Origin of the sequence: Periweissella beninensis (assembly GCF_016908275.1) — a bacterium.
Classification (GTDB): domain Bacteria; phylum Bacillota; class Bacilli; order Lactobacillales; family Lactobacillaceae; genus Periweissella; species Periweissella beninensis.
The window spans coordinates 136,723-143,373 of record NZ_JAFBDN010000004.1; the positions used below are offsets into that span (position 1 = coordinate 136,723).

The window sequence follows — 6,651 nt, forward strand, 5'->3', positions numbered from 1 at the left end:
CTTTCATGATTTGTAATAAAATTTCATAGTTTAACTACTAGCTTTTTATTTAAAAAGTGGTATGATGAATTTCGGTCACATTAGATTGTCTATAAATTAACCATAGAACAAAAATCAGATAATATTAATTTTAGTGAGGATTAAATTATGCGTCTCTTTCAACAGCGAGATGAAAATACTAATAGTACAGTTCGGATTGGAACTGCCTTAGAAGCTGCAATTATGGCAACTGCGTGTTTACCTGCTTTGCAAGCGCCATTATTGAACTATCATCAATTGATAGCAAATAAGCATGTGTCAATGCAAGCTAATATTAGCCTACATGATGAACTAGTGGCATTATCAACTAGTAATCACTACCCCGTCCCTACTGAAATTAGTACCTTATGCGATTTATTAGCAGTTCCGCTAAGCAAGTAAGTTAGGACATGCCCCAAAATATGAACCTGTAGCGTACAAGCCAATTAGTTTCGTAATAAAACTAGTAAAAAGGACTGAATTTAAATATTCAGCCCTTTTTTGGTATTTTAAATTTTTTGAACTATCACCATGAACACTTTTTACTTGGGATAACTTACTTGATACTTAAAGGCGGGATTAACTATTTTAACCTGTTTAACAAATCCTTTTGATATAAAAACCTGCTTATCTCTAGTAATCAAGATGCCTTCAATGTCGGGTAGTTGATCTAACTTATGCATAATCGTAGCCACTGATTGTCCAAATAAGGCGGTGGTCCAAATCTCACCAAGCAATGAGTTGGGAGCCATAATAGTAATGCTCGTTACATCAGTTAGTAACGGATAACCACTCGTTGCATCAAGTAAATGATGGTACTGATGCCCATTTACGTTTAAAGTGCGTTCATAAATACCAGACGTTACAATGGCGGTTTCATTAACATTTAAAATTAAGCCATACTGGCCACGCGCATCGCCGGGAACTTGCAATCCAATTTTCCAAAATGGTCGTTGATTTGGTGCCGCTCCCATAACTAAAATATTACTCCCACCTAAATTTAAAAGTGCTGATAGTGGCTGAAATTGGTCCAGGTATTGTACTAATAAGTCTGTTATAAAACCCTTGGCTAAACACCCCAAATCAATTGCCATACCATGATGTTGTAAAAAAACGGTCTGTTTGGCATCATCTAAAATAATCGCGTTCGGATCAGTCAATGGCATGACCGCGTTAATTTGGGTTTCAGTAGGCATTTGGGCATCAGCAAAGCCAATGCGCCACGTTTGAACAAGTGGGCCTATTGCAATATTTAGATTGTTAGTAGAGTCAGCACTAATTTTTTTGCCAATTTTAATTAGCTCATATAAATCAGAGTTAACTTTCACGGCTGCGTTTCCAGCTTGTTTGGTAATTTGCATTAACTCAGACCGCTGATCATTGGCACTAAATCTGCGCTCATAGACTACTAGTTGAGTTGCTAAATTAGCCAACAATGCGTCTGCTTGTGGGTGCTCAATATTTAATTTAATACTTGTCCCCATCAAATGTAATTTTTTGGTCAATAACATATTAACGCTTACTCATCAACCGAAGCACTAGCTACATCATCGACTTCATTGTCTGCAGCTATTTCTTTATCAGTAACCGGAGCAACTGGTGCCTTTGCTGTATCTGCATTTTCAGATGCGCCGGCTACATCATCCACTAACTCTTCATCGTCCATGCGTTGAATTAGCTTAACAAATTTTTTAAATTCTTTTAAGTTAGCCTCTAAAAATTTAACTGTGCGGTAATCCTTAATTTCATGAGCTTCATCAAACGCATCTTTAGCATTAGCTAATAGAAATTCATGGCCTGGGAACGTAATCGCATTAACACCAGGTGCTTCTAAAATTTGGCGTAAATGTAATTGAGCCCGTGAAGTTCCTTGATCATAATATGATGTTCCTATCACCATAACTGGTTTGTCATTAAAGGGATGCACATCATATGATAACCATTCCAAAGCACTTTTAAGCGCAGCACCAACAGTATGATTATGCTCAGGGGTGGCAATAATCACGCCATCCGCTGCCTTGATTGTATCACTATATTTATTAATCAATGAATCTGCTGTTACGGTAGCTTCTTGATCAAATAATGGTAAGTCTTTCACTTCTAGTAATTCAAGTTCAAATAAATCACCAAATTCTGCGGCAATATACTTTAACAAGAAACGATTGTATGATTCTTTGGCTGCAGAGCCCACAATTCCAACTAATTTCATTATTTTTCCTCCAACCTAAATATTATCCCAAGAAAAACTTTGCACTTTTTCTTTATCTTTAACAACAGTGTGTTTTAACTGTGCGGCAATATCCATGAAAATCATAAAATTAGCAAAAACTCGATCAAGGTAATCTAACGTTGCTTGATCGGTAATAGCACCATCTTCATTAAATGCTTGTAGTGACCGAGCTAATAAAAATTCTGAGCTTGGCATTGTTAATGCACCCAATTCAGGTGAATCTAAAATCTGTTTTAAATGTGCTTGAGCCCGTGACGAACCTAAAGAACCATATGATGCACCAGTAATCATAACAGGTTTATCAATAAATGGATGGGTCGTATAAGACAACCAAGCCAATGCATTTGATAAACGAGCAGGTACTGAATGATCATACTCAGGAATCGCAATAATAACACCATCAGCCGCTTCAATTTTATCCGAAATCGTTTGTGCTACTGCTGGAATTTTTCGATCTGCTGGTTTGTCAAATAATGGTAATTTATCAAGTGGTACTAATTCGATTTGTACCTGTTCACCATTACTATACCGTTTTTGAATAAATTGTAATAATAAGCGGTTGGTAGATTTACTATACGTACTACCAACTATTCCTATGATATTCTTCATAAGAATTTCCTCCTGTTAAGTTCTCTTCGTTTTAGTGAAAAAAAGCACAATCACTAACATTCAATATTACTCTTTTTTTCACAATAGTTCAATAAGGATAATTAAATTTTTATGTTATTAACCTTTTTAAAGGATTTTTTAATTTTTAGCCGCTAAAAAAGCCGTGATTAACCCACTTAACTAACCACGGCGCTGCGCTTATTCTACTGAAATTTCATTTTATAAATCTGTGGCTAATGCTTTTTATTCAAATTAAATAAATCACATAACCAACTACTTATAAGTAACAATTAAATACGTTGCTTTTATTTTACTTTTCGTAACTATTTTTTGATAATAATGATTCAATGCAGGTACATACTTTATTTGGCGATACGTCAAAACTGTTTTATCCGCTACCTTTACTAACCGGCTAGCTTTTTTCACATTTGCGGGAATATTAGCTGTCACCAACGTTGCTTGTCCATTACTAGTCATCATCTGTTTTACTTGATAGTTGGCTTTTTTGCGCCAATGTGGCGTTGCTTTAGCATAACCTATAACAACGCCCTTAGTTGTTGTTTTACCAAGCAACACTCGCTTGGTCGTTAACACATTGCCTTGTTTTGTTAATTTTTCAACATTTTGGCTTGCAAATAAAGATGTTGTGGGTCGTAATATCCAAATAAAACTAAACGCTACACAAGTTATCATTACTATCGCAAGTATATTAGCCACTTTTTTTTGCACGATGTTCACTTCCCTTTCTTTTCAGTCCACTATCGCATTATAGTGGTTTTTACCTGCCTTGAAAAGGATTTCTTGCGTTGAAGACTGTCTTTAGTTGGGGAATTATTTCCCTTCCTAGACACTAATTATTTGTCTTTATCCCAAGTGCCAGTTGTGGTTGCATTAAGTGCCGTAATTCATTTACTAGTTCTTGACTAGGATAATTTAACACTAACTTTTTAATTCTTTCTAGTTTTGTTAGGTTATTAAAAAGAAACATCAATGTCCGTTGTAATGAGTCTTGTGATTTTTCTAATTTGTGATAAGTTTTAACAATTAATTTTTGGGCTTGTTTTTGAATAGGATCGTTGCCATCAAAATTCATGTATAAGCGTGATAATAGTTCTTTGGTAAGTTCATTATATTTATTCATGTTAGAATCTCTTTTTTCCTAAATTTCACTAACCATAGTGTACCCTAGTTTTAACAAATAAGCATTAGCTGATGTGAGCTTTTATACATTCCTTAACGATAATTAAACGAAATTAAAACATAATAAAGCTTTTATTTTACACTTACATATAATAAATAATTAATGATAGATAAATTTTAGTTGAATAATTATATCCTTGTGATATCATAATAGTATCAAATAAATATTGAGAGGCTATCATATGAGTGATGAAAAACGATTTTTATTACGCCTTAGTCAAGATTTATATGACCAAATTAGTGAATTAGCCCGAAAAGATCACCGTAGTGTCAATTCGTACATTGTCAATCTGTTAGCGCAACAGCTACCTATTAACAATTTTGAAGATCGTCATATCATCAAACAAATTATTAATGGTGCTAGTCTTGATTTGGTTAATAATCTGGTCTATGTTAATGGGATTTATTATCGTTTTAAAACTGATAATAATTTGTCGATTGATATAAGTGCTAATTACTGTATTGTTGCTACTGATGGTAATTTATTAACACTCCAACGTGTTTAACCGTTACCATTACATTATAGAAAGGAATTTTATCATGCCATTTGGAATTAAAATTATTCAACAAAATAACCAAGGATTAGTTGAGACTCTTGGTAAATATCGACGTAGTGTTGATTCAGGCCTACATTTTTATATCCCATTTATTCAAAAAATTCATAAAGTAAGCTTAGCTATGGCACCTCTTGCCCTACCTAACTATTCAATTATTACTAAAGATAATGCTGATGTTTCAGCTAGTGTCACTTTGAACTATCACGTTACCAACGCTGCTAAATACCAATATGAAAATACTGATTCAGTTGAGTCAATGGCCCAACTTGTCCGTGGTCACTTACGGGATATTGTTGGTCGAATGGATTTAAATGAAGCCCTGGGTTCAACCGCTAAAATTAACCAAGAATTAGCCATCGCCATTGGTGATTTAACTAATACGTATGGAATTAATGTTGATCGCATTAATATTGATGAATTAACGCCTTCTTCAGCCATTCAAGCGGCTATGGATAAGCAGCTAACATCTGACCGAGAAAGAGTTGCTGCCATTGCCAAAGCTGAAGGTGAAGCTAAATCAATTGAACTTACCACTAAAGCCCGCAATGATGCATTGATGGCTACTGCTACCGCTGAAGCTCAAGCTACTAAAACACGGGCTGATGCAGAACGCTACCGCATTGATACTATCCAAGCTGGTTTAGCCAATGCTGATGATAAGTATTTCCAAAATCAATCGATTAATGCTTTTGAAAAATTAGCTAATTCATCAGCTAACACCGTTGTCGTTCCATCTGATAGTGCTGCTGACTTTGGTAAAATCCCAACTGTTGGTAAATTATTTAAGAGTACAAGTAATAACTAAAAGTTTTGAAGGAACTTGCAAAGTTGTAAAAAGACTAGCTTAGGAATAAGCCACTAATTCGAAGTTTGAGTTGGTGGTTTTTTTATTGCATTTACTTATCATTTTTTTACTTGGCATTATGTGTTCAATTCTTTACTTTGAAACTCCCAATTCATCGGCAATTTTATGATCTTCGTAAAAACACGGGTATGAGCCAACGTGAGTTTGTCGGTTTGATTGTTAAACCACAATCAATAATTAACCATTCAATTTAGCTCTGAATTTTAAAGCCTATTATGCCATTTAAATCAAAAACAGCCCCTATTATCTAGCGGTTAGATAATGGGGGCTATTTTAATAGATTTTTAGAGGGGTGATTTTATTGAATACGGCCCGAGGCAAATTGGCCAATGAAGCGGACATCAAGAATGCCTTGAATGAAGGCAAAATTTATGCCTACGCCACTGATGTTGTTAAAGGGGAGCCAATTACTAGTGATAGCCCATTATTACAGGCCAAAAATTGTTATATTACCCCACATATTGCTTGGGCACCATATGAGACAAGAGAACGGTTGTTGCATATGACTGTTGATAATATAAAAGCATATTTATTAGGAGATATGAAAAACGTTATCAATTAATGGCAATGGTTAATGGCAATGGTCTGTGAATTCTTTTGCCTACATTGAAGTAAAACTGTCTAAAATAAAGCAATTAGAAAAAACAGTATCTTCAATTTGACCAAGCCCAAGTTCAAAGTTACGACGGATTATGTGGTTCGTCTAACTATGAAATTTTGGCTTTATCACAGCGTGATAACGTTGATGAACAAATTTTAGATAATTTATTCTTTGATTAAGGTGGGTTATTAGGTGCTTGCAAAGAATCTTATCCTGAAAGATTCTGAGTTGGTTCTTTTGTCAATGTCCATACTAAATATTTCGTAAGGGCGCAAAAAAAAAAAGAGCGGATTTCTCCACTCCAGAAAAAGGCTTATTTTTTCGGTTTTGCTACACACTCACCAGCTAGCAAGAATTTTTCTAACTGATTTACTTTACTTAAAGTTTTCTACCGGTTTTAGTATCAAAATAATAGGTTTTGCCAGCAATTACCTGTTTCCCATAAACCATTTGACCCTGGCTATTATAATATACCTTCTTGTGCTTATTACTGATATACTGCCAACCAGTCTTCATGACACCAGTTTTACTATCAAATAAATACCAATGCCCACCCAAGAATTTTTGACCA

At 34.7% G+C, this 6,651-nt stretch carries 8 protein-coding genes and 2 pseudogenes; 4 read left to right on the plus strand and 6 right to left on the minus strand.

From position 1 onward, the window contains the following. Positions 1-147: 147 nt before the first annotated feature. Entirely contained in the window at positions 148-420 is a 273-nt protein-coding gene (locus JOC59_RS02900; RefSeq protein WP_205143299.1) for a hypothetical protein, read from the plus strand. A 140-nt stretch (positions 421-560) separates the two neighbouring features. Here JOC59_RS02900 and JOC59_RS02905 read toward each other — a convergent pair whose 3' ends face one another. The 5 genes from JOC59_RS02905 to JOC59_RS02925 all read right to left on the minus strand — a co-directional run bounded on the left by JOC59_RS02905 (position 561) and on the right by JOC59_RS02925 (position 3,998). Then, positions 561-1,529 carry an FAD:protein FMN transferase gene (locus JOC59_RS02905; protein ID WP_205143300.1) on the minus strand — a complete coding sequence of 323 codons (969 nt, stop codon included), beginning with the start codon at positions 1,527-1,529 and terminating at the stop codon, positions 561-563. Positions 1,530-1,537: 8 nt separating this feature from the next. After that, complete coding sequence (locus JOC59_RS02910) at positions 1,538-2,227, minus strand: NADPH-dependent FMN reductase (RefSeq protein WP_205143301.1); 690 nt, start codon at positions 2,225-2,227, stop codon at positions 1,538-1,540. Positions 2,228-2,242: 15 nt separating this feature from the next. Next, entirely contained in the window at positions 2,243-2,857 is a 615-nt protein-coding gene (locus JOC59_RS02915) for an NADPH-dependent FMN reductase (RefSeq protein ID WP_205143302.1), read from the minus strand. A gap of 273 nt (positions 2,858-3,130) precedes the next feature. Next, complete coding sequence (locus JOC59_RS02920) at positions 3,131-3,586, minus strand: hypothetical protein (protein WP_205143303.1); 456 nt, start codon at positions 3,584-3,586, stop codon at positions 3,131-3,133. A gap of 121 nt (positions 3,587-3,707) precedes the next feature. Beyond that, positions 3,708-3,998, minus strand: a complete 291-nt coding sequence (locus tag JOC59_RS02925) for a hypothetical protein (RefSeq protein ID WP_205143304.1) — start codon at positions 3,996-3,998, stop codon at positions 3,708-3,710. Between the two features lie 241 nt (positions 3,999-4,239). Between JOC59_RS02925 and JOC59_RS02930 the strand changes: the two genes are divergently transcribed. The 3 genes and pseudogenes from JOC59_RS02930 to JOC59_RS02940 all read left to right on the plus strand — a co-directional run. Beyond that, on the plus strand, positions 4,240-4,563 hold the full coding sequence (locus JOC59_RS02930) for a type II toxin-antitoxin system antitoxin (RefSeq protein WP_205143305.1): 324 nt from the start codon (positions 4,240-4,242) through the stop codon (positions 4,561-4,563). A 34-nt stretch (positions 4,564-4,597) separates the two neighbouring features. Next, a complete protein-coding gene (locus JOC59_RS02935; RefSeq protein WP_205143306.1) occupies positions 4,598-5,419 on the plus strand; it encodes an SPFH domain-containing protein in 822 nt (273 codons plus the stop codon). A 349-nt stretch (positions 5,420-5,768) separates the two neighbouring features. Continuing rightward, positions 5,769-6,041 (plus strand): annotated as a pseudogene (locus JOC59_RS02940) (NAD(P)-dependent oxidoreductase); the annotation flags it as partial. A 417-nt stretch (positions 6,042-6,458) separates the two neighbouring features. Here the strand turns inward: JOC59_RS02940 and JOC59_RS02945 are convergent. After that, a pseudogene (locus JOC59_RS02945) lies at positions 6,459-6,651 on the minus strand (N-acetylmuramoyl-L-alanine amidase family protein); the annotation flags it as partial.